This window comes from Daejeonella lutea (assembly GCF_900168015.1).
In the GTDB taxonomy this organism is placed as follows: Bacteria; Bacteroidota; Bacteroidia; order Sphingobacteriales; family Sphingobacteriaceae; genus Daejeonella; species Daejeonella lutea.
Map to the genome: position 1 here is coordinate 101,227 of NZ_FUYR01000005.1, position 21,678 is coordinate 122,904.

15 protein-coding genes are annotated in these 21,678 nt (G+C 42.4%); 8 read left to right on the forward strand and 7 right to left on the reverse strand.

From position 1 onward, the window contains the following. Positions 1-82: 82 nt before the first annotated feature. A complete protein-coding gene (locus B5X60_RS16465; RefSeq protein ID WP_079703825.1) occupies positions 83-1,327 on the reverse strand; it encodes a nucleoside permease in 1,245 nt (414 codons plus the stop codon). Positions 1,328-1,721: 394 nt separating this feature from the next. Here B5X60_RS16465 and B5X60_RS16470 point away from each other — a divergent pair, with 394 nt between their 5' ends. Genes B5X60_RS16470 through B5X60_RS16490 form a run of 5 tightly spaced genes read left to right on the forward strand, consistent with a single transcriptional unit; the run spans position 1,722 to position 8,543 of the window. After that, positions 1,722-5,102: a ThuA domain-containing protein gene (locus B5X60_RS16470; protein ID WP_079703826.1), complete on the forward strand. Its 3,381-nt coding sequence runs from the start codon at positions 1,722-1,724 to the stop codon at positions 5,100-5,102. 14 nt (positions 5,103-5,116) lie between these two features. Beyond that, the gene (locus B5X60_RS16475; RefSeq protein WP_079703827.1) at positions 5,117-6,283 is read left to right on the forward strand and encodes a Gfo/Idh/MocA family protein; all 1,167 of its coding nucleotides are present in this window, start codon (positions 5,117-5,119) and stop codon (positions 6,281-6,283) included. A 9-nt stretch (positions 6,284-6,292) separates the two neighbouring features. After that, positions 6,293-7,345: a sugar phosphate isomerase/epimerase family protein gene (locus tag B5X60_RS16480; RefSeq protein WP_079703828.1), complete on the forward strand. Its 1,053-nt coding sequence runs from the start codon at positions 6,293-6,295 to the stop codon at positions 7,343-7,345. Positions 7,346-7,401: 56 nt separating this feature from the next. After that, positions 7,402-7,836 (forward strand): c-type cytochrome, encoded by a 435-nt coding sequence (locus B5X60_RS16485; RefSeq protein ID WP_079703829.1) that lies wholly within the window; start codon positions 7,402-7,404, stop codon positions 7,834-7,836. Positions 7,837-7,838: 2 nt separating this feature from the next. Continuing rightward, complete coding sequence (locus B5X60_RS16490; RefSeq protein WP_079703830.1) at positions 7,839-8,543, forward strand: 3-keto-disaccharide hydrolase; 705 nt, start codon at positions 7,839-7,841, stop codon at positions 8,541-8,543. Between the two features lie 71 nt (positions 8,544-8,614). Here the strand turns inward: B5X60_RS16490 and B5X60_RS16495 are convergent, their stop codons facing one another. From B5X60_RS16495 to tyrS, 5 genes are all read right to left on the reverse strand, one after another. Then, positions 8,615-8,974 carry a four helix bundle protein gene (locus B5X60_RS16495; protein ID WP_079703831.1) on the reverse strand — a complete coding sequence of 120 codons (360 nt, stop codon included), beginning with the start codon at positions 8,972-8,974 and terminating at the stop codon, positions 8,615-8,617. 132 nt (positions 8,975-9,106) lie between these two features. After that, positions 9,107-10,330 (reverse strand): DSD1 family PLP-dependent enzyme, encoded by a 1,224-nt coding sequence (locus B5X60_RS16500; RefSeq protein WP_079703832.1) that lies wholly within the window; start codon positions 10,328-10,330, stop codon positions 9,107-9,109. A gap of 290 nt (positions 10,331-10,620) precedes the next feature. Next, positions 10,621-13,275, reverse strand: coding sequence for a TonB-dependent receptor plug domain-containing protein (locus B5X60_RS16505; protein WP_079703833.1), 2,655 nt, complete (start codon positions 13,273-13,275; stop codon positions 10,621-10,623). A gap of 6 nt (positions 13,276-13,281) precedes the next feature. Further along, positions 13,282-15,918, reverse strand: coding sequence for an MG2 domain-containing protein (locus tag B5X60_RS16510; RefSeq protein WP_079703834.1), 2,637 nt, complete (start codon positions 15,916-15,918; stop codon positions 13,282-13,284). Positions 15,919-16,167: 249 nt separating this feature from the next. After that, entirely contained in the window at positions 16,168-17,451 is a 1,284-nt protein-coding gene (gene tyrS / locus B5X60_RS16515; RefSeq protein WP_079703835.1) for a tyrosine--tRNA ligase, read from the reverse strand. 133 nt (positions 17,452-17,584) lie between these two features. On the opposite strand from tyrS, the gene B5X60_RS16520 reads away from it, so the two are divergent. From B5X60_RS16520 to dapA, 3 genes are all read left to right on the forward strand, one after another. After that, positions 17,585-18,259, forward strand: a complete 675-nt coding sequence (locus tag B5X60_RS16520) for an ACP phosphodiesterase (protein WP_079703836.1) — start codon at positions 17,585-17,587, stop codon at positions 18,257-18,259. 97 nt (positions 18,260-18,356) lie between these two features. Continuing rightward, positions 18,357-20,369, forward strand: a complete 2,013-nt coding sequence (gene ligA / locus B5X60_RS16525; protein ID WP_079703837.1) for an NAD-dependent DNA ligase LigA — start codon at positions 18,357-18,359, stop codon at positions 20,367-20,369. 94 nt (positions 20,370-20,463) lie between these two features. Then, on the forward strand, positions 20,464-21,348 hold the full coding sequence (gene dapA / locus B5X60_RS16530; protein WP_079703838.1) for a 4-hydroxy-tetrahydrodipicolinate synthase: 885 nt from the start codon (positions 20,464-20,466) through the stop codon (positions 21,346-21,348). Between the two features lie 53 nt (positions 21,349-21,401). Here the strand turns inward: dapA and B5X60_RS16535 are convergent, their stop codons facing one another. Then, positions 21,402-21,596 carry a histone H1 gene (locus B5X60_RS16535; RefSeq protein WP_079703839.1) on the reverse strand — a complete coding sequence of 65 codons (195 nt, stop codon included), beginning with the start codon at positions 21,594-21,596 and terminating at the stop codon, positions 21,402-21,404. Positions 21,597-21,678: the final 82 nt, after the last annotated feature.

Consider the following 21,678-nt stretch of genomic DNA (forward strand, 5'->3'; position numbering starts at 1 on the left):
CCCGTACACAGAAAATTGAAAGTCATACAAAATTTAACTTTTCACCTACAGTGACAATATCAATCTACATGCTGGCCAATAATCAACTGCCAGTTTTTAATCTTAAATCATCCTCTTTTTTCTGATTAAATGTTACCGCAAAAAGTACTGCTACAGCTGCAGCAATGCCGGCAGCCACCAACCATATTCCTTGCCAGTCGTGCTGAGTATCGGAGATCTTATAGGCATCACTGACCAAACCAGCTACCCAAAATCCGATCAGCATGCCTATACCATAAGTAGCGAGTGCGATAAGACCCTGAGCAGAGCTCTTGTATTTTTTCCCAGCTTTTGAGTCGGTGTATATTTGACCTGAGACGAAGAAGAAATCATAGCATATACCATGCAGGGCAATTCCAATGATCAGCATAAAGCTTAAATCACTTGGGTTACCATAGGCGAAAAGCGCATAACGTGCAGCCCAGGCCAGCATACCTACAAGTATTGTTTTTTTGAAACCATACTTGCTGAAGAACACAGGCAATAACAATAGGAACAATACTTCTGAAATTTGTCCGATTGTCATTTTACCTGTCGGATTTGCAACTCCCAGCTCTGAAAGGAAAAGATTCGCATTCTGGTAGTAAAATGCCAGGGGTATACAGATCAATATAGACGAAACAAAAAATATCAGAAAATTTTTATTGCCAAGCAGCTTTAAAGCGTCCAGGCCAATAATATCAGAAATCGTAACCTTCTCCCCTTTTTCAACGGCTGGCGGAGTTTTCGGAAGCGTGAAGCTGAATAAGCCTAAAACTGCGGAAACAATTGCTGCCATCATAAATGTATTTCTCAATAAGCCCTCAGAAACACCTTCTGCAGAGTCCCAATGGAAAACGAAGCTTATGCAAAGCCCGGCAACAATCCAACCAATCGTACCCCAGATCCGGATGGATGAAAACTCCTTTTCAGGATCCTTCATCTGATTAAAAGAGACTGAATTGACCAGGGCCAATGTGGGCATAAACATGATCATGTATGCGAATACATATGGATAGAATCCTGCAAAATCTGTCGAATTATACATTTGAAACATCAGAACTGCCCCGATCAGGTGAAGAATCCCGAGGATCTTTTCAGCATTAAAATACCTGTCGGCAATTAGACCGATAATGAACGGAGCTATAATAGCACCGAACGACTGAGTAGAAAAAACAGCTGCGGTTTGTGAACCTGTGGCAGAGAGCTCTTTACCCAAAAAAGTCCCGAGAGTTACAAACCAGGCCCCCCAGATAAAGAATTCCATAAACATCATTAGTGATAATTTGACACGATTGGTAGGGCTCATAGCTTCAAAAATTGGTTTTTAGTTTGAATCGAAATAATAAAAAATTAATGAAAATAAAGCAAAACGGCGATGTAAACTACTGATTATAAGGCTTTGGTGTAAGTTATACACGAAGTACTTATATTTTTATGGCTTAACATAGCGTAAATGCAATATTTGAATAATGTAATTTAGTTTACTTGTATTAAATAAATGTATATTTTTATTTTTAAAAATCATACTAGCCGAATAAAAAGACAACAAGACAGAAGCGAACGAACTTGTAATAACACCTTCGCTAGCTTTTCCGGAAGATGTTTGTTCAGCAATGGAACAAGTATGACATTTTACATTATGTACAAAGATCTGAAACGCTTGTTCCGTGTCTTCATTCCAATACCGTAATATAACCAACATGAGAAATTCTACCCTTGTATTAATAGCCACAGGAATACTGCTGTCGCTGTTTTCTTTCCGTTTACTGAAACAAACGGTAAAGCCACGGATTTTGGTTTTTAGTAAAACGGCCGGCTTTCGCCATGAATCGATTGCCGCCGGCAAAGCAGCAATTATTAAACTAGGTAAAGAACAGGGTTTCCTGGTCGACACAACAGAAAGTGTCAGCTATTTTACAGAAGATTCGTTGAAAAAATATAAGGCAGTTGTTTTCCTGAGCACAACGGGCAATATTCTAAACGCCCCTCAGCAAATTGCATTTGAGCGTTATATCCAGGCCGGCGGCGGGTATGCCGGAGTTCATGCAGCTGCCGATACAGAATACGACTGGGAATGGTATGGCAAACTGGTCGGCGGGTATTTTCTCAGTCATCCCAAAACTCAGGAAGCTGTTGTCAATGTTACCGATCGGGCAAATGCATCAACGAGTCACCTTCCGGAAAAATGGAAACGTACTGACGAGTGGTATAATTATAAAACGCTAAATCCTAATGTCAGGGTCCTGGCTTCGCTGGATGAATCGAGCTATGAAGGCGGCAAAAACGGAAGCAATCATCCAATTGCCTGGTATCATCAATATGACGGAGGTCGAGCGTTCTACACAGGAATGGGACACACCAAAGAATCTTTTGATGATCCTTTATATCTCAAACACCTGTTGGGAGGTATTAAATATGCGATTGGAAATAATGTTGTTTTAAATTATTCTAAAGCAACAACAGCGAAAGCTCCCGAGGAAAACAGATTTGTTCGTACAATTCTGACACAGGGAACTCTGTTTGAACCTACTGAGATGACCATCCTTCCAAATCTGGACATCCTCCTTGTTCAACGTCGTGGGGAAATCATGCTTTATAAGGAACAAACAAAGACCATAAGCCAGATCGCATCGCTGGATGTTTATTCTAAAACATCCGTTCCCGGAGTTAATGCTGAAGAAGGTATTCTAGGTCTTGCCGCCGATCCTAATTTTAAAGAGAACAATTATGTTTATATCTACTATAGTCCGATAGACACTTCCGTTAATCGCTTATCCCGGTTTAAATTCGTCAACGACAAACTGGACAAGTCCTCTGAGAAAATTATTCTTCAGCTTTATTCGCAGCGTGAAATCTGCTGCCATACCGGTGGATCAATTGCCTTTGGACCAGACGGACTTTTATATCTTTCAACTGGCGATAATTCAACCCCATTTGATGTGCCAAATCAACAGTTTACAAACAAAGGATTTGGACCTATGGACAATCGCCCGGGGCTTGAGCAATATGATGCGGGCCGAAGTTCTGGTAACACCAACGATCTGCGTGGAAAAATCCTGCGGATAAAACTTAAGCCTGACGGCTCGTATGAAATTCCTGCAGGCAACCTCTTTCCCCCAAATACTCCATTAACAAGACCAGAAATCTATGTGATGGGAAATAGAAATCCTTACCGGATTTCAATCGATAGTAAAACTAATTTCCTATACTGGGGTGAGGTTGGCCCTGATGCAAATGCCGATAGCCCTGAGAGGGGCCCTCGGGGATATGACGAATTGAATCAAGCCAGAAAAGCAGGTTTCTTCGGCTGGCCTTATTTTGTAGGAAACAATTATGCCTACAGACAATATGATTACAAAACGGGAACCAGCGGCGAGCCTTTTGACAAGTTGAAACCCGTTAACAATTCTCCAAACAATACCGGATTAAAAGAGCTCCCTTCGGTAGAACCTGCATTTATTTGGTATCCATATGCGGAATCAAAGGAATTTCCGCAATTAGGTACAGGTGGCAGAAATGCGGAGGCCGGGCCGGTTTATCACAGTGAGCTATATCCCAAAGAAACGCGTTATCCGGCGTATTATGATAATAAGCTATTTATGTATGACTGGATACGTGGATGGGTGAAGGCTGTTACTATGCACCCTAATGGGGATTATGATAATATGGAGCCATTCATGGGATCGTCACCATTTATTGCACCGATTGATATGGAAGTTGGACCGGATGGAAGACTGTATGTGTTAGAATATGGAAAAGGGTGGTTCACCCAAAATCCAGATGCCGGATTAATAAGGATCGATTATATTTCGGGAAATCGTCCGCCTAAGGTCGATGACCTTGTCATCACCAATACAAGCGGTACCATGCCATACAAGCTGCAGGCAAAGGTGATTGCGAGTGATCCGGACAACGATGCATTGAGTTACGTTTGGGATCTCGGTAACGGAACTAAAAAAACTACCATTCAACCTTCAATCGAATATGTGTATCCCAAAGCGGGTGAGTTCCCTGTCAGCGTAGAAGTAATCGACAAAACAAAAGCAAGCACTTCGAGTGTAAAGAAAAATGTGTTTGCGGGTAATTCCAGACCGAAGCTGAACGTCGCATTAAAAGGAAATAAAACATTCTATTTTCCGGGCAAGCCAATCAGCTATGAGATTTTGGTAACTGATCAGGGATCAAATGTCAACAGAAGTAAAATATACGTTGCCAGCAATTATACCAAAGGGACCGATATGGCCGGGGCGGCTCTTGGTCATCAGGAAGTACCTGATGTCCAAATTGGCGAGGGATTAATGCTAAAGTCAGATTGTTCCGCATGCCATAAAGTAAACGCTGTTTCAGTTGGTCCGTCATTTACAGCAGTCTCCAATAAGTATCAAACACAGGCAAATGCAATAAATTATATTGCGACAAAGATATTGAAAGGCAGCAGCGGAGTCTGGGGCGAGGTGGCGATGCCGGCACATGCAACAATGCCTGAATCTGATGCACAAAAAATTGCGCAATATGTATTATCGCTTGGGAGCAAAAGCTCTTCAAAACCAAGCTTACCCGCGCAAGGTCAGATAATCCCTGAATCAGGCTCAGAAGAAAATAACACTTTTGTGATCAATGCATCGTATACCGATGCTGGTTCTGCCGGGGTAAATCCCCTGACCGGTACTGGAGCTGCTTACCTTCGAAGTAATGTCATTAATGCGCGTGAAATAACTCAGCGGGCACGTTTAGCTTTGAAAGATTCCACTTCAACCGGCCTGATTGCTTATCCGCAAAATGATGGGTGGATAAAACTTAAAGGTATTGACCTTACCGGCATTGGCAGTATTGACCTGAGTTCCTTAAATGGAAATGAGGCTGGATCTTATTCGGTCGAAGTGAGGTTAGATCAGGAAAATGGAAAGTTAATAGGCAGTTCCGAAATAAATTCAGGTGGTACGCAGAAGCAGCTCAACTCCCTGATTAATTTACAGTCGGCGGGAGATTCAAAGTTCCATGATTTGTATATCATTGTTAAATCAAACAACGCGATCAGACGAAGGCCATTTCTTCAATCGATAAAATTTAATTCTATCTAATATTAATACAGTTTATGAACAGAAAATTAAGAATGGGCATGGTTGGCGGCGGAAAGGATGCCTTCATTGGCGCCATCCACAGAATTGCTGCCAATATGGATGGGCTTGTAGAACTTAGCTGCGGAGCTTTAAGTATAAACCCCGAAATAGCACGCGAAAGTGGTAAAATGTTATTCCTTCCGGAAGAGAGAACATATCTCACTTTCGAAGAAATGATCGAAAAAGAAACTAAGCTTCCGGCGGATCAGAAAATTGACTTCGTAACTATTGTAACCCCGAACTTTGCACATTTTGCACCTGCGATGATGGCCCTCGACAATGGATTTCACGTAGTTATCGAAAAGCCTATAGCATTTACACTGGATGAAGCAAAACAACTTCAGCAGAAAGTTAAGGAAACGGGCCTTATCCTGCTTCTCACTCATACATATGCAGGTTATCCAATGGTAAAACAAGCCAAGCAGATGATTAAGGATAATGTGCTTGGCAAAGTTCGAAAGATATGGGTAGAATATCCGCAAGGATGGTTAAGCCGCTTATCTGAACGTGAAGGAAATGCTCAGGCAGCTTGGCGAACAGATCCCAAGAAATCCGGAAAAAGTGGAAGCATGGGAGATATCGGGACGCACGCAGCTCACTTAGCTGAATACATTTCAGGCCTAAAGATCACTAAAGTATGTGCTGATCTAAACATAGTTGTTGAAGGGCGCCAGCTGGATGACGACGGAAATGTATTGTTGAAGTTTGATAACGGAGCAAATGGTGTGCTTATGGCATCACAGGTTGCAGCTGGTGAGGAAAATGCACTAAAAATCCGGGTTTACTGTGAAAATGGCGGTCTGGAATGGGCTCAGCATGAACCTAATACATTACTTGTAAAATGGCTGGACAGACCGACCGAAATATTACGCGCGGGTGCAGGTTACACCGACAGGCTCTCTTCATATGCTACCCATAATTGCAGAACACCAGGAGGCCATCCTGAAGGATATCTTGAAGCATTCGGAAATCTCTACCGGAATTTCGCACTTGCACTTTCTGCCAGAATCGATGGGACAGAAGCTTCGGCTGAAATCCTCGATTTCCCTTCGGTAGAAGAAGGTATTCGCGGAATGGCGTTCATCGACAACGTTGTTCGAAGCAACGAGAGTACTGAAAAATGGACTGATTACACGGTTTAATTCTAGGATATGAAAACGATAAAAGGACCAGGAGTATTTCTTGCACAATTTATTAGCGACGACGCACCGTTTAACAGCCTCGAATCTATTTGCAAGTGGGCTAAAAGCCTGGGTTTTGTGGGAGTTCAAATCCCAACATTGGATCCCCGCTTCATCGATTTGCAAAAGGCTGCTGAAAGTAAAACCTATGCAGACGAGATTAAAGGTGTTGTAAATTCATGCGGGCTTGAGATCACGGAACTGTCAACTCACTTACAAGGTCAACTGGTAGCCGTTAATCCAGCTTTTGATCAGCCATTTGATGCCTTTGCGCCAGCTCATCTACAAAATAATCCGAAAGCCAGACAGGAATGGGCAGTTCAGCAAATGAAATATGCCGCAACAGCGTCCAAAAATCTGGGTTTGAATGCACATGCAACTTTCAGCGGATCATTATTATGGCATATGTGGCACCCCTGGCCTCAAAGAGCGGACGGTTTAGTGGATATGGCTTTCACTGAACTTGCTAAACGCTGGACACCAATCCTTGACCATTTCGATAAAGAAGGTGTGGATGTGTGTTATGAAATCCACCCGGGTGAGGACCTTTTTGATGGAGTCACTTATGAAATGTTCCTGGAAAAAGTTAACAACCATCCTCGCGCATGTCTGTTGTACGACCCGTCACACTTTGTCCTCCAGCAGCTGGATTACATTCAGTACATCGATCATTATCATGAACGCATTAAAGCATTCCATGTTAAAGATGCTGAATTCAACGCTACTGGAAAACAAGGAACCTTTGGAGGATACCAAAGCTGGGCCAATCGTGCAGGGCGTTATCGTTCTCCAGGCGATGGCCAGGTAGACTTCAAAAAAATCTTCAGTAAATTAACTCAGTATGATTATTCTGGCTGGGCAGTCATGGAATGGGAATGCTGTATTAAACACCCTGAGGACGGAGCCCGCGAAGGTGCTGTATTCATCAAGGATAACATTATACGGGTTACCGAGAAAGCATTTGACGATTTTGCGTCTGGCGCCAGCAATGATGATATCAACCGCAAGATTTTAGGAATTTAAATTTAAAACACTACATTCACAATCCTGTTGACACTAGACATATAAACTCTTTTGCGATGAAAAAAATAATCTTTATCCTGGGGATATGCGGTATCGTTGCTGCCTGCAGTAATAGTGGAGAATCAGGATCAACAGACACTACTTCAGCTGGGGCGAACCAATCTGCGACAGCCCAACAGTCAAATGCAGATACAAACGTCAATAATATTGGCACAGATTCACCTTCATCATCAGGTGGTAATGGCGAACAGCTAATAAATAAAAGTGATTGCCTGACATGTCATCAAGTTGAAGTAAAGCTGCTTGGACCTGCCTATCAGGAGGTGGCGGCTAAATATCCTGCTACAGAAGAAAATATTGCGATGCTTGCTGGCAAAATCATTAAGGGCGGAGCAGGAAATTGGGGAGATATACCAATGGCCCCGCACCCTTCGATTAGCGAAGGCGATGCGAAAGAAATGGTTAAGTACATACTATCCTTAAAAAAATAAATATGAGATCAATAAACGTAATGATTCTTGGAGCGGCTCTACTGGCTGGATGCAGCTCCTCAAAAGATGGTGTAAACAATTCGAATTCCAAAGGATGGCAAAAGCTGTTCGACGGTAAAACAACCACCGGATGGCATACCTATCGTAAACCAACAGCTGGTACCGATTGGAAAGTTGTAGATGGCGCCTTATTCCTGGATACCAAGAATAAAACAGCCGGACAAGGAGGCGATCTGGTAACTAACGAAGAATTTACCAACTACCATTTGAAATTGGAGTGGAAAATATCTCCGGGAGGGAATAGCGGGATAATTTTTAACGTGAATGAGGATCCTAAGTACGGCGCCACATATACAACTGGACCTGAAATGCAGGTAATCGACAATGACGGACACTCTGACGGCAAAATCACAAAACATCGCGCAGGAGATCTTTACGACCTGGTAAAAAGCCGCGTTGAAAACGTTAAGCCCGTTGGACAATGGAACACAGCCGAGATTATTCTAAACAACGGTAATCTTGAACTTATCCAAAACGGCGAATCGGTAGTAAAAACCACTATGTGGGATGATAATTGGAAAGCCCTTGTAGCCAACAGTAAATTCAAAACCTGGCCTGCCTTCGGTATTTACAAAACCGGTAAAATTGCCCTTCAGGATCATGGAAATGATGTTTGGTATAGGAATATTTCTATTAAAAGGCTCTAGATTTCAATGGAGAGAATTTTCTAAATAATGAATCGATAACTGAAAGCTGAAAACTGAAAGTTGAAGCACAGTTATCGATTCATGGAGGATTTTGTAGTTTTAACGGTACTCACTAGCATTTGAATTATTTCTTTGCAATCCGGCATAATGGCCGAAAATTCCTCAATTGTAAGATAGCTGGAGTCTTTCAATAGAAATAACCAAAATTTAGTTTCATTTGCTTCCTTCAAAGCAATGTTCATTTTATTCAAGAAATCGGCTTTGGACTGGGCATGTTCGGCTTCGTAACTTAAAGCACCAGGAGCTGTCCCACTTCTCAATAATTGTTTTGAAAGCACGAACTCCTTTTTATTCTCACACAAGAATTTATAGAGCTTTATGATTCTAATCGCAAACGCGTAGGTTTTAATCTGTATAATACTTTCTCTCATAGTTGTGCAAGTATGGTGCAACCTATTAAAGAGATATCCACATAGAAGGAAAAACTTAGTTCAGGGTATAGCTCGCTGATTTAACGGTATTAAACGTTTCGCTTCAATTTTCAGTTTTCCACTTTCAGCTCCTTATTGCGACTTACCTCGGGCCAGCACCGGTATAACCTGTACCACCTTGTCGTTCCGGGTTCCGTAAATAACATCATAAAGATTTACAATTGGATCGCAATGAGGAGCGACAAGTTCTAATTTATCACCTACTTTGTAGGTTTTATTAGACTTCTCAAATGTGATAACACCGTATTCATCGGATCCGGCGTTGTAGTTGAAATCTGGTTCGCCAAGTACTAGTGGATTTGGCTTGTTAAGAGTAAAAGCTTTGGAGCCTGAGTCGGTGGTGAGCCTTCCGGCATGATAGTTATTGACTATGGTCGACATCACCGTGAGGGAAGTTTCAAAATCATCAAACACCTTCTCATTCCTTGCACCGCCAATCTCGATGTATTGCCGGTCCATAAATACATAGCTGCCTACCTGCACATCAGTAAATCCAGGAACAACACTCATAATGTCATAGGTTCCGGTGCCTGCACCGCTAAATATTTCCATGTTCATTCCCGCCGCCTTCATCATCTCATAGGTTTTGATAACTGGTTCATAAGCCTTAAGCGCTTGTGCCTGCCGTTTCTTAAAACCAACGACATGCTGAACTCCCCCATCGTAGGCAAGAATACCGCAAAATCTAAGATTGGGCATTTTGTCAATCATCTGCGCTAGCAACATTGCGGGTTCGCCGGGTGGCACACCTGATCTTCTGATCACATCGATATCAAGAACGACTTCGGCTTTAATGCCCGCAGCTTTGGCCGCATCCTGAAGATCCTGAATGTTCTGAGGGTTATCAACTGCCTGAATAAAACCCTTGTGCTTCTTCCGCAACGCGATGGCTTTGATGATCTTCGGCGCCGTAACGTTCACAGTGGTCATGAGAACATTTTTGATCCCATTCTCGAGCATCACTTCCGCTTCACCCAGTTTGGCAGCACAGACGCCGACTGCACCAGCAGCAATCTGCATTTTCGCGATGAAAGGCGATTTATGAGTTTTAACATGCGGGCGAACACCAACACCGCTACCCTGCAAACGAGTGTGTACAGCCTTAATATTTCGATCCATTTTGTCGAGATCAACAACTAAGGCGGGCGTATCCAGATCCCATTTTGATTTACCAATTGAATCTTTGTCCAGAATCATATCCAGGTTATTTGCTTGTAAAGTAGATGTTAATAGAGTTCCGGTGCCGGCGAGAGCGCTTGTTTGCAGGAAATTGCGGCGGCTGAAAGAATTCGACATGTTGAAGGTTCTTATTATTGTAGTTAAAGCTAATAAATTTCTTTCAGAGGATCATACAACCGGCATTTAGACCCAACTAATCAACGTTAAACGATAAATACAACCTGCTATCCTTTTACACAATACACTTAGGCACTTTTTTCTAAAAGATTAATCAGCAAAACTGTATTTCCTGAGCTTCGATTGACCTTCGATCAAGCTTCGATTAAGCTTCGATTATGATTATGCGACATTTACCTCACGATGTGCCGTAATTTTGGACAATAACATACACTAAGATAATTCAGATCTCACTTCACTTCCTTTCTAAGAACCTTCCTGATCACCGTACCGTGCTCATCGATTCCTTCAACTACTATTTTGTAAGTCCCAGGTGTTTGAGCGGTAAAAAAGCTGAGATCTGCATCCCCTAATTTATTCGTCATAATATAGGGCTCCCAGAATATCGTCTTACGATGATCTTTTACCGGTTCGGGAACTTTAGGGTCGCCATAGCGTGGTGAATAAAACTGGCGTTCGAGCGCATAGCCCTCAGCGTTCCTAATTAATTCACCCATTTGAGGGCCCGGAGGCTTTGGCATACCTGATTTTAAGGTTACAAAAAGAATTTTGTGTTCTCCGTAAACCGCTGCATGCGGACCGGTCAAAATTTCTATTCCCGCGACATCATTTACGTTAATCTCATTGACACCCATATCGTCCTGTCGCACCCCGTCTATATATATAGCCATCGTATCGCCCCTGTAAACTACATCCTTTTTTTGCATCGGTCCTTGAATCCTGAAGGGCAACCCGGTCCTTGTTAAACCGTGTTCGACACTAATTGCGGTTTCCAGATCCTTTTCTGTGAAGATTAATTCAGCCTCGCTACCATTAATATTTAGCGACTCAGGTATTTTTTTTGTCCTTGTAGCCCTGACGGTAACTTCTGCAAGACTAAGTGCCTTGTTCAGATCGACAAAACGCTTCATTTCCAGCAGATATTCATCATCTGCATCCGTGATAACGGTGCTATCCAGCTTTGATAAAACATCCGCAAGTGGAACATTGAGGTTGTTTACAGGCAAAGCAACAAGTGAATCCAGCAAGATATTTACATTAGCTTTCTCGCGCTCATTTCTCGCCTGCAGCATGAGTTTGACCGGGCCTTCGAAATCCAGGGTGTCAAAAGTAAATTTACCTGCTTCGTCCGTCCGTGTATTTAATATCGGCATACCCTGACCGGGAATCATCAGGTTTACATTCGCGGAAGGAACAGGCGAATTTAACGCGGTTGTTATTCTACCGCTTACTTTCAGAGCACGCTCGGGAAGAAATTCTGGCTCCGGAACTTTTCTAGCAAACACATCCTTCCACTCAAAGCGCCGCCAGCCTTGTGTCATCATCAGGAGATCGAGATGGCGTTTCCTGTCCGTGTTAGCCTCATTAAAATAATAATTGGGATCTTCGACGAAGCCTTTAAGCTCGGAAGTTAACAGCAGGTTCGACAATATCGTAGTTTCCTTATCCTCATCAGACGGCACCTTTGCTTCATCCGTGACCGACAGAGAGAAACTCGCAAGAACCGGGTTACCAAATCCATCACGGGCATTGAATTTAAGTCGCACTCTTTCTTTCATCTCATACTCGTTCCGGGCTGGCGTAATTTGCAGCCGCGAATTATCCAGAGAATTATCCACGAATACGAGCCGCTCGGCCACAGGCGTATTCAATCCTGAAAAAAGTGTTAGCTGAACGATACCGCCGGGAAGTCTCAGTCTGGGGATGCGAACAGTCAGAAGTGATTTATCAACAATTGTACTGGATGTACCGTAAATCCTGCCCATGCTTTGAACCACCAAAGTCAGCTCATTCTCCTTTAATAATTGATAAATAACCCGAGCGTTTACGACAATATCCTGACCTTCTTCCGTAACAGTCATCACGTAACCGTATTCAAGCGCCGGCCGAATATCGACGATTTTTTCGAAACCATTGCTGAGCTTGACGTGAGCCTTGTAACTTTCACCCTGCTGCGGGTTTAGGCCAAACAAGCCCATCCCGGCATGATCGGTTTCAAAGTCTGTTATTTTAGCACCTGCAGAGTTGAGAATATATCCTGATGCATCTAATCCTAGTCCATTCGACCCTGTTACCTTAAAAGCCACTCTTGACGGTATATTGTTCACGAGCTCCCCTCCTTCAGGGAAAAACTGCACATCGAAATCTTTAAGGGCATCTGGTAGAGTAAATCCTTTAGCGACTGTATCCTTGTCCACTTTAATTCTGGTCGTTAAAATCTTTGAAAAGGAAAGATCAGATGTGTCGATGCTTATTCTTAATTTTCCACTTTCGTCGGTACGCCCACGGCCCGATAATTGCCTTTTATTGTCCTTTGGCACAGAGTACCAAACCTCCGCATTCGATAGAGGCAGGTTATCGATATTTTTGTAGTGAATATCAGCAACAAGCTGTTTCCCGGAATACGAGAATGAAGCTTTAGTATTAATTCTGCTTGTAAACACGTCGCTCACAGGAATATGTTTATTGAAGAAATAATCCTCGCCGAAATTGCGCATCCAGTTGGTATAGGCTCGTACCCTGTAATTTCCGCCTTTCAAGTTTTGATCCAGTACAAAATCACCGGAGCCGAGTCCAGCGTTGATCGCCACCTTGATGCCTTTAACGATTAGGTTTTTGTCATCGATGAGATCGACATAAAGGATCTTGCTATGCTCTGTGAGTAGATTTCCCTGATTGACCAGATAGGCCTTAAACCATATAGTATCTCCCGCTGAATAAAAAGGCCGGTCAAAATGAATGTGGACTTTTTCATGAGGTGTCATTTTGTAAAAGGTATCCAGCGCCTTTGATATTTCAGTGGGGCCAGTTTGAGAATATACCGCAATATGGCTTAGACAAAACGAAACATAGGAGAGCAACGTCAGTGACTTTTTAAATTTCATTTCATGTTATTTAACCTCACTAGTGAAGACTTTACTACCGAGATTTCCATTTTCGTCCACTCCCTCTATTACTATTCTGTATTTGCCAGGCTTAATTCCGGTAACGAACGTAAATTCGTTAGACTCAACGCTATTGGTAAATACTGAAGGGTTCCAGTAGATCGTTGCTCTGTTGTTATTTGACGGGGGGTTCAGCTCAGTTCTGTATAGTGGCGAGTAAAATTCACGCCGTGGCGCCATACCAACCATTTTCATTAATGAAACATTCATTGGTGGATCTATTTTCGGACCCGTCGCTCTAGAGGTCAGGAGAATGATTCCGCCTCCCCCCTGAGCCCCATAAATTGCTAGCTCATTATCTTCAGTTAAAACCTCTACACCTTCGAAGTCAGCGAGGTTAAATTCGTTGAGGTTATGTCCCGTTGGAACACCGTCCAAATATATCATCATGGGCGGAGCTCCCCGAAAGAGTCGGCTCATACTCCTTGCGGTCTTGGCCGTACGTTCACCCCGGGCATTGGTTTGAATGACCAGACCGGTAATTTTTGCTTGCAGCAGATCCGCTAAATTTATGTAATGACCGAATTGATTCTCGGGAAAAGAGTATGTCACATCCCGGTTGTTTAGATTTTTGGAATTGGGAATCTTCCTTGTAGCGGTAGCTTTAACAACAACCTCTTGCAGCAGTTGAGATTTTGTAACGTCTTGATAGCGTTTAAGATAACTGAGATATCCCTGCTCTCCCTTTTGTAAAATACTATCTGTTATACTTTCTGATGGGATGTATTGTCGCGGGCCAATAGCAGGCCGTACGTTTCCTGTGGTATCAATTACAACTTTAACATTCGATTTACCATCAGCGCTGTATGCGCTGAACACTAAATTACGTTCACCCTCAAAATTCAAATTTTCAAATGCAAATGATCCGTTTTCGTCTGCTTTTACCTGTATCATTGGCTCACCGCTTCCCTGGATTATCAGACTAACCAAAGAGCCGGGCACCGGCCCACCAAATGGACGAACTACTTTTCCTTTGATCGTTGTTCCTTTTTCTGCAGTGAATGTAGGAGATGTATTAATTAATCGGCGCCAACCCTGTGTCATCATTAGCAGATCCAAATGCTGCTCTTTCAACTCACTTCTTTGTAAAAAATAATATTGAGGGCGCTCGACATAGCCCTTCAGTACTGATGTCAACTGCAGATTTGAAACGATCGATACCTCGCTTTCTTCATCGACCTTAACAAGATCCTCATCAACAATTGCAATTGAAAAATTTGCCAGTACATCGACACCGTTTGCGTTTTTTGCATCCAGCTTGAGCGTTAATGGTTTATTTGCTTCGTAACTCGAATTAATTGGAGAAAGTGAAATATTCAGCTCCTGCTGATTATGGACAAAAGCTACTCGTTCGGCTACAGCCCTTTCATTCTCATACAAGGAAATTTCAATTATCCCCGAAAGCAGGACTTCGCGTGGAATTCGTACCACCATCGAGGATTTATTAATTGCAGTTCGGGATAATATCTGGGAATTTCCTGGCTTTCGTACCACTAAAGAAAAATTACCTCCCCCAAACAACTTTTCACTTATACGGACGCGGACTGCCAAATTCGCGCCATCACGGTTAAGGGTTAATACATAGCCCTGAAGAGAAGTCACTGGTAAAGTAATTGTCTTCTTTAAACCATTACCGGTAACTATGTGAGCCGTATAGGTCATATTGGGCATAGGATTAATTCCCACCACTCCCATACCTAAATGTGCTGTTTCAAATTCTGCTATCCGGGAATTAGATGAGTCGACAATATAGCCCGTTGCATCCAGACCAAGTCCATCGGAACCGACGACTTTAAAAGCCAGCCGTGAAGGAATATTTGCAACCAAGTTTCCGCTTTCAGGAAAAAAGGCAACGTGAAAATCCGGAGCCAGCTTTGGTATAGAAAAAGTCTTTGAAACCGTATCAGCACCGTTAATAATGCGACTTGAAATTGTGCGAGATTCATTAATCCGGTTAGTGTCAAGTTGTAGAATCACCTTTCCTGAATCATCCGTTGTACCCTTTTGTTGCCTGCCAGAAATATTATGATATACCTGGCGCCGGGCAAGAGGCTCACCTTTCAGATCCTTGAAACTCAGTTGTGCTTGTACCTCATCCCCGACCCTCTTGTAATCCACTTTAGTCTTTATGTCGGACGACAGAATGTTTACAACAGAAATTTCTTTTGTAAAGAAACCACTGTTATCGTAATTCCTCATCCAGTTGGTGTACGCCCGAATTCGATAACTTCCACTTGCCGTATTAGCTTCCAACGGAATATCTGACCAGCCAAGGCCGGCACTAAGCGGCACTTTCAATGTTCTTATGACGCGATCAGTTGGATCAATTAACTCAACATAAAGGAGTTGGCTGTTTTCCGTGAGGCGATTGTCTGCATCGACAAGATATGCTTTGAACCAAATGGTATCACTTGAATAATAGAATGGTCTGTCAAAGTGCAGATAAGCTTTTTCAATGACTTCCTGCTGCCCTGCGTTTTTAAATTTGCCCTCCGGCGATTTATTGCCGGGTTGGGAAAATCCCTGACTTTCACAGAAAAGGATAGTGAGTACGCTTAAAATAATCGGAAGTATTATGCGCATAAATTTGAGTTACAAATGGTGCGTATGTTTCGCATGCCTACCGGCCATGTCATCAACCCCTCAATTTTACTATTAAGATGCACTTTCTCCTGTTTAATTAAAAGTCAAAAATGAATTTCACCGTTATCGGTGATACACTTTAGACGTGGAATCAAACTAAGTCTGCATACGTAGCTGCATCAACCCAGCAGTGCGCTATAATACTAAATACGAAAATGAAAAGAAGATAAATTATCTAAAAAGACATAATTATTCCGAAATGATCAGGAAATAGTTTTTCTTTCCTTTTTGAGCTACGAGAAACCTATTATTAATAAGGTCGGAAGTAGTTAGCGAATGTGCCGGATCATCGACCTTTTGCTTATTCACAGAAACCCCGCCACCTGTTATCATTTTCCTCGCCTCACCTTTCGATGGAAAGACTGTAGTTTTCTCTGCCAGCAAATCAGTCACATTGATGCCTGCAGCCAACTCAGCTGTAGAGATTGTGAATTGTGGAAGACCTTCAAATACGTCAAGAACCTGTTCTTTATTTAAACCATTAAGAAACTCGAGGGAGCCTCCACCAAATAGAAATTCAGATGTTTTCAATGCTGTTTGGAGAGCTTCCTCAGAGTGGCTTCTCACGGTGATTTCTTCAGCCAGGGCTTTCTGGAGAATTCGCAAATGCGGTGCCTGATCGTGATCGGCTTCCAAATTTTCGATTTCTTGTTGAGATTTCAGTGTAAAGATCCGGATCCAGCTTTTAGCATCTGCATCGGTTGTATTCAGCCAGAATTGGTAGAACTTATATGGCGATGTTTTAGCGGGGTCGAGCCATACAGCCCCGCTTTCCGTTTTGCCGAACTTAGTTCCATCTGCCTTTTTAATCAGTTGGGTTGTAATCGCATACGCAGTGCCTGAAGCTTTACGGCGTATCATTTCCGTACCAGTTACAATATTACCCCATTGATCAGAACCACCCATTTGTACGAGGCAGTTCTTCTCCTTCCACAGATAATAAAAATCATATCCTTGAACGAGCTGGTAGCTAAATTCAGTAAAGGACATTCCGGTTTCACCTTCAAGGCGCTTTTTTACAGAGTCTTTTGCCATCATGTAGTTGACAGTAATATGTTTACCTACGTCGCGGATGAAATCCAGAAATGTAAAGTTTTTAAACCAGTCGTAATTATTAACCATTTCAGCACTTTTTGCACCGCAGTCGAAATCCAGGAATTTCTTCAGCTGGCCTTCCAGACATCTCACATTATGGTTCAAAACATCTTCCGATAGAAGATTCCGCTCAGCAGATTTTCCTGAGGGGTCACCCACCATACCGGTTGCCCCGCCTACAAGAGCAAAGGGTTTATGACCCGCCCGCTGGAAGTGAATTAGGGTCATGATTTGAGTAAGATGACCAACGTGCAGTGAATCAGCGGTGGGATCAAAACCTATATAGCCTGATGTCTGCCCTTTATTAAGTTCTTCTTCAGTCCCGGGCATTATATCATGCAGCATTCCCCGCCAGCGTAATTCTTCTACAAAATTCATCCTTGCAATATTGTTTTTCCTGCAAATATAACAGAATTGGCAAAAGCCAGGCATCGCAAAATTTTCATAAATTTATGTCAGGCGAACTTCTAAAGAGGATCACGCGTATTAGTAACAAGTCTATCCTATTACTATGAACTTCTTGTCTCATTTTTATTTTGACAGACAAACCAGCGACCCAAACATTGTGTTGGGAACTGTATTGCCTGACCTTGTAAAAAATGCCAGAAAAGATTGGAATTTACATCCACATAAGAATGAACATCTTATCACCGGTTCTTTTGAACAAGCTATCCTCACAGGATGGAAGCGTCATCTCATCGTCGACCGGCATTTTCATAATTCAGGTTTTTTCATAAAACACACCAATTCTATCCGAACGGCAATCGCTCCGGTCCTGGAACATTCGCCGGTCCGACCCTCATTCCTGGCGCACATTGCCCTGGAGATTATGCTTGACAGCATTCTGCTAACTGAAAAACTTATCGATGCTGATCTGCTGTACTCGAATCTTCGCGGATCCAACCGCCAAGCTCTTCATAATTTTCTCGAACTTAATAAGATAGACGACACACCACACTTTTTTAAGTTCTTTGATCAGTTTCTTGAAGCAAATTATCTCCATAGTTATCGTGAAACCCACAACATCATGTTTGCACTGAATCGCATCTGTATGCGTATCTGGCCCGATCCGATGAGTGAAACGCAGGTATTACAGCTTAGTTCGATTTTAATCAGCTACCATGAGAATCTGCAAAAATGCTTTATGGAAATTTTCGACGAAATAGAGAAAGTATTGGACAATTGAAATAACCAGTTACACTCCCATACCATCCGTGAAAAACGATTTTAGTATTTTTAGACCCTGAACATAACATTGTCAATTCTAAATTTTCCATTTTGTAATGTCTACTTCCCAAATCAAAGAACGTGTTGAGACCCTTGTACAAGAGCTGAACAACCATAATTATAATTATTACGTATTGGCGCAACCAACAATTTCAGATTTTGAATTCGACAAAAAACTGGAAGAGCTGGCTTCTTTGGAAAAGGCTTATCCGGAATTACAGGACCCCGATTCTCCGACCCAGAAAGTTGGAGGCGACATTACAAAACAATTTGAGACTGTAAAGCATAAATGGCCCATGCTTTCGTTGGGGAATACCTACAATGAACAGGACTTAAACGAATTTGATGAACGGGTCCGCAAAGCAATTGGCGATAACTTCGAATATGTTTGTGAATTGAAATTTGACGGACTGTCGTTAAGCCTTACCTATGAGAACGGCAGGTTACTCAGGGCTGTTACACGTGGTGATGGTACCAAAGGCGACGACGTTACAACAAATGCCAAGACAATCCAGACTATTCCAAAAAACTTAAAAGGTAACGAGTTCCCGGAAATGTTCGAGATCAGGGGCGAAGTTTTCATGCATAAACCCGCTTTTGATCGTTTGAATGCTGAACGTCTTGAAAATAACGAAGTTCCATATGCGAACCCAAGAAATTTTGCCTCCGGAACCCTTAAAATGCAGGACTCGAGCGAGGTAGCAAAACGACCGCTTGACTGTTTTCTCTACTTTCTTTATACGGATAAACGCCTTTACAACACACATTGGGAAAGTTTAGAGGCTGTTAAAAGCTGGGGATTCCATGTATGTGAGCATACCCGACTTTGCAAAAATATAAAGGAGGTTCTTGATTTCGTTCATTATTGGGAGGAAAAGAGGTTTGGTCTGAGCTATGACATTGATGGAATAGTAATTAAGGTAAACAATTACAGCCAGCAACAGGAGCTCGGATTCACGGCAAAATCCCCGCGGTGGGCTATTTCTTATAAATACAAGGCCCAGGAAGTTGAAACGATATTGGAAAAAGTAACTTACCAGGTTGGACGTACTGGGGCAGTTACTCCCGTAGCAAATCTTAAGCCGGTCTTGCTGGCCGGTACAACGGTTAAAAGGGCAACTCTCCATAATGCAAATGAGATTGTGCGACTTGATCTTCATGAAGGTGATACGGTGCTGGTAGAGAAAGGTGGTGAAATCATTCCGAAGATTATTTCGGTTAATACCATAAAGCGCAGATCTGGGGCGGCACCGATAATTTATCCGGAAGTATGTCCGGAATGCGGTAGCAATCTTATCAGGAAAGAAGGTGAAGCAGTGCACTATTGTCCCAATGATGAAGCATGCCCACCTCAGATAATTGGTAAAATGCAGCATTTTATCAGCCGCAAGGCAATGAATGTCGAAGGTTTAGGTCAGGAAACAATCGATTCCTTTTACCGAAATGGCTTATTGCAGCACATTAGCGACTTATACTCGCTTTTTGAAAAAGAAGGCCAGCTAAAAGAACTAAACCGCTTTGGAGAAAAATCAATCAAAAATATGCTTGAGGGAATCGAAAAGTCGAAACAAATGCCATTTGAAAAGGTATTGTTTGGCTTGGGAATCCGTTATGTGGGAGAGACTGTTGCAAAAAAGCTCACAGCACATTTTAAGAACATCGATAGCTTGATGAACGCCACCCTTTCGGAGTTAACTGCAGCAGACGAGATAGGTGAACGGATAGCAGAAAGTATTGTTGAATATTTTAAGGAGCCACGTCATATCGAGCAGATCGAGGTGCTTCGAAGACACGGCTTACAATTCGAAACATCTGAAACTCTAATTGAACTGCAAAGCACCAAACTTGAGGGGCTGTCCTTCATTATTTCGGGCGTTTTTGCAAACTACAGCCGCGACGAACTGAAAGATATCATTGAAGCGAATGGTGGTAAAATTTTAAGTAGTATTTCCGCAAAATTAAATTACCTGGTAGCAGGTGACAACATGGGCCCTTCTAAACTTGAAAAAGCTGTAAAGTTGAAAATCCCAATGATTTCCGATGCCGAATTACTGCAAATGCTTAAATAATGTTTGATAAAACTGCGAATTTTCACGAATCGTTTTCAAATTGCGGCTTATCCTGCTAAATTCGCAAAATAACAGTCGAATTAAAAATACCAGAATGAACAAATTTCACGGCACAGGAGTAGCAATGGTCACTCCATTTAAAGCAGACGGTTCTATTGATCATTCCGGACTAAAGAACACGATTGATTACATTATTTCCGGTGGTGTTGAATATATAGTATCACTTGGAACAACTGGAGAAGCAGCAACGCTTAGCAGTGATGAAAAGAAAGAGGTATGGGACATCACTGCCGAACACACAGCAGGAAGGATACCGCTTATTGCAGGTATTGGAGGCAACAACACTGCCGAAGTTATTCGTGACCTCAAAAAGTTTGACAATAAAGCATATGACGCTGTACTATCCGTTTCCCCTTATTACAGCAAACCTACTCAGGAAGGAATCTATCAGCATTATAAAGCGATCTCTGAAGCCTCCGATCTCCCTGTGATGATCTACAATGTTCCGGGCAGGACCAGTATGAACATCTCTGCCGACACAACCCTGCGTTTGGCCCATGACTTTAAGAATATTTTCGGTACGAAAGAAGCTTCGGGTAGCTTTGACCAATTCAACCTAATTATACGTGACAAACCGGAGGACTTCCTGATGATCTCTGGTGATGATGCTATTGCTTTACCTCTTATTTCGGCAGGTGCCGTTGGGGTGATTTCTGTAGTAGGGAATGCTTTACCGGGTATTTTATCTACCATGGTTAGGATGTGCCTGGATGGAAAATTCATTGAGGCTCAGCCGCTTCATTACAGCCTTGTGGAATTTACTCATTTGTGCTTCGCCGAAGGCAATCCTGGTGGAGTAAAAGCGGCTCTTAAGCTATTGAATATCTGCAGCGATACCTTACGTTTACCCCTTGTGAATGTTAGCGTGGAAACTGCTTCAAAAATTCAGACTGAACTACAAAAGCTAAAACTGATATAATAAAAATACCCGTCCACAGTTAGCTGAGACGGGCATTAAATTTCTTCTGCAAACTATTTCTTAGCTTTAGCCGCTTCTTTGTTTTTAGTTTCCTGAACTTCAAGACGGATAGCCTGCGCAAGGTTTTTTAGATCCTGCATACCTTTTCTTACGCGGGTACCTGCAGCGCTGTTTGCCTTGTTGTAGAATTTGTCAGCATCTGCTTCCAGTGATTCGAATAAACTTTTTGCTTCTTGGAATTTTTTCATGTTTGTACTCCTTTAGTTTTGAGGTTAGTATGATTACTATTACTAATGTAGAATGTTTTTTCTTAAAAAAGAATAATTGAAA